Origin of the sequence: Micromonospora craterilacus, assembly GCF_003236315.1 — a bacterium.
In the GTDB taxonomy this organism is placed as follows: domain Bacteria; phylum Actinomycetota; class Actinomycetes; order Mycobacteriales; family Micromonosporaceae; genus Micromonospora; species Micromonospora craterilacus.
In genome coordinates, this window is record NZ_POTY01000413.1 from 1 (window position 1) to 2755 (window position 2755).

General features: G+C 75.0%; 2 protein-coding genes. Both read left to right on the plus strand.

Translation table 11 applies throughout. From position 1 onward, the window contains the following. Positions 1 to 176 precede the first annotated feature (176 nt). On the plus strand, positions 177 to 1589 hold the full coding sequence (locus C1I95_RS33190; RefSeq protein WP_111219985.1) for a hypothetical protein: 1413 nt from the start codon (positions 177 to 179) through the stop codon (positions 1587 to 1589). Between the two features lie 218 nt (positions 1590 to 1807). Continuing rightward, a complete protein-coding gene (locus C1I95_RS33195; RefSeq protein ID WP_111219983.1) occupies positions 1808 to 2683 on the plus strand; it encodes a SigB/SigF/SigG family RNA polymerase sigma factor in 876 nt (291 codons plus the stop codon). The last annotated feature ends 72 nt before the right edge of the window (positions 2684 to 2755 follow it).

The window sequence follows — 2755 nt, forward strand, 5'->3', positions numbered from 1 at the left end:
GCGCGAGGGGGCGGTGGAGACGTCGGGATGAGGGCCGCGACGTCGGCCTGACCCCGGTAGCCGTGATCGGCCAAGATCCCCTGATTGATGCCGCTCGGTGGAGGGATGCCCTGTTTAACCCGCATCGAGGCGGGAAGCCGGGCCGCGTGGTGAGCGAACGAGGCAAGTTGGGGCCGGTGCGCAAGGTGCGCCCGGGACTCACGGCGGCCGGTGCCGGCCTGGCCGGCGATCGGATCGTGGCGGTCGGCAGCACGGCGCGGATCCTCGTCGCGGCCACCGCCCGCGCCCTGCGCGGCGTCGATTGCGCCGACCTCGGCCATGTCGGGCCGGTGTCCCGTTTCGCCGGCACTCCCGACCCGGTGCGCCGGGCCGCGGCGGCCCGCTCTGCCGCCCGGGTCGCCCTCACCGCCGAACAGGCGACCGAGGTCGACGCGGCCCGGGTCGCCCAGTGGTTCGTCGACCAGTATCCGCGCCAGCGTTACCCGGGGGTGTTGCTGGGCTCGCCGCACGGCGGCGCCGCACATCTGGCGATCGCGCTCGGGATGCCGTGGCTGCCCGCCGGCTTCGAGATGACCGCGCACTGGCCGCACGGCGCGGTGGACCGCCCCCGTGCCGCCCTGGACCATGGTGCCGGGTTCGCCGGACGGCTGCTCGCCGGCAATCCTGACCTGCATCTGCGCCAGGTGCACTGCCCGGCCAGCCGGGGCGCGCTGGCCGGGGTGACGGTGGCGCTGGCCGGCCGCTGGCGGGCGCTGCCGGCGGCGTACCGGAGGTTCCTGGCCGAGCGGCTGGCACCCGGCGCGCCGGTGCTGGTGCTGGGCGACGCGCGGACCTGGCCGGTGCTGGACGCCGCCGACGGGCACAGCTTCCAGGTGGGCTGCCCGGCCAGCGGCCTGGATCCGGTGGACTTCCACCCGGACAGCCACGCGCTGCGGCAGGTGTTGCGTTCCGCCGGCGGTGACGGCGCGCACTGGGAGCCGCCGGAGATCACCGCCCCGCCCGCCGCCGCCGAGCACGGCGTGGAGCCCGGTTTCGAACGCGGCGCCCGGGAGTGGACGTCGCGGCACGGGCATCCGCTGCACCGGGTGCTGTTCTCGGCGCCAGGGGTGCTCAGCGCCGCGATCGCCGACCTGTACCGCCGCTGGCTGCGCGCCGCCGGCAAGACCGGTGACCGGCTGGTGGTCGAATGCGGCCGGCTGCTCGACCCGTGGCAGGTGGTACGGGCCGGGCTGGTGCCGTACTGGTGCGAGAACGCCACCCGGCGCAGTGTGGAGCAGGTGGAGTGGTGGCTGGCCGGCAGCGAGCCGTTCAGCTCGGTCGACGTGCTGCCGGAGCCGCCGGGGGTCCGCTCGCCGGCGCTCGCCGGGCTGCCGCAGTGGCTGGCCATCGCCGCCTTCGGCCGCCGCCGCCGGGCGCTGGACCGCACCACGGCGCGGGGCTACCCGGTCACCTCGGTGCCCACCCGCCGGGCCACCGAGGTGCTCCGCGCCCAGGCGTACGACCTGCCCACCCCGCGCCCGCTCGCGGTGGCCGATGCCCTCGCCGCGCTGCGCGACAGCGGCACCGGCCATGGCCTGCTGATCTGTTGAGTCGGGGCTGACGAAACATCCTCGCGAACCCGCGATCCCGTGATTGAGTACCTACGGAGCGGGAACACCGCCGGCTGCGACAGGCTGATCACCTTGGCGTGGCACGGCGCCGTCGCCCGCTGGCATCCCAGTCACGTAACCCACTTCAGGCCCGTGCGTGCCTACGCGCGTGCCCGGTGTCCCGAATCCGGGCGGGGTCCTTCCCGAGGGAGGCGCGGATGTTCGGACAGACCACCACAACCACACCACCACCCACCGATCGGGGCCTGGAGGACCTCGATGCGGCGGCGCTGGCGTACGCGGCGCGGATCGAAGGGCTGCCACCGGAGCGGCGCCACGAGGCCCGCGACGACCTGGTGCGCTTCGCGTTGCCGTTCGCGGGCCGGTTGGCCCGCCGCTACCGGGGGCGCGGGGAACCGCTGGAGGATCTGGAGCAGGTGGCCCGTCTGGGTCTGGTGAACGCCGTCGACCGGTACGACCCGGAACGGGGCTCGTTCACCGCGTACGCGGCGATCACCATCGTGGGTGAGATCAAACGGCATTTCCGGGATCGCACCTGGGGCGTGCACGTGCCCCGTCGGCTGCGCGACCTGATCCTGGAGGTCGGGCAGGCCACGGCGGCGCTGACCAGCGAGCTGTCCCGGGCGCCGACGGTCGCCGAGCTGGCGAAGCGGCTGGACACGCCGGAGGAGGAGATCCTCGCCGCACTGGAGTCGGCGGCCGGCTACAGCCCGGCCTCGCTCAACGCGCCCGTCGGCGGGGAGAGTTCGGCGGAGTTCGGCGACCTGGTCGGCGAGTCGGACATCGCGCTGGAGTCCGTGGACGACCGGGTGACGGTCAGCGGCCTGCTGCACCGACTGCCCTGGCGGGAACGGCGGATCCTGGCCATGCGGTTCTACGGCAACCAGACCCAGGCCGAGATCGCCGCCCGGTTCGGCATCTCCCAGATGCACGTCTCGCGGCTGCTCTCGCGGGCGTTGACCTGGCTGCGCCAGGCGATGCTCGCCGACGCGCCGCCGCCGTGGCAGAACGGCCCCGCCGAATCCGAGTCGGCGGCCAAGGAAGCACGCACCGCCTCGGCCCGCGCCCGCTAGCCCCCGCCGCGCCTCCCTCCAACTGGCCCACCCAGAAGCGAGGGCGGGCGCGGGTCGGGCGGGGCAGCGGGC

Bases quoted from the DNA above. Each gene is read 5' to 3' on its own strand.
- C1I95_RS33195 (WP_111219983.1), top strand. From the start codon at position 1,808: ATGTTCGGACAGACCACCACAACCACACCACCACCCACCGATCGGGGC.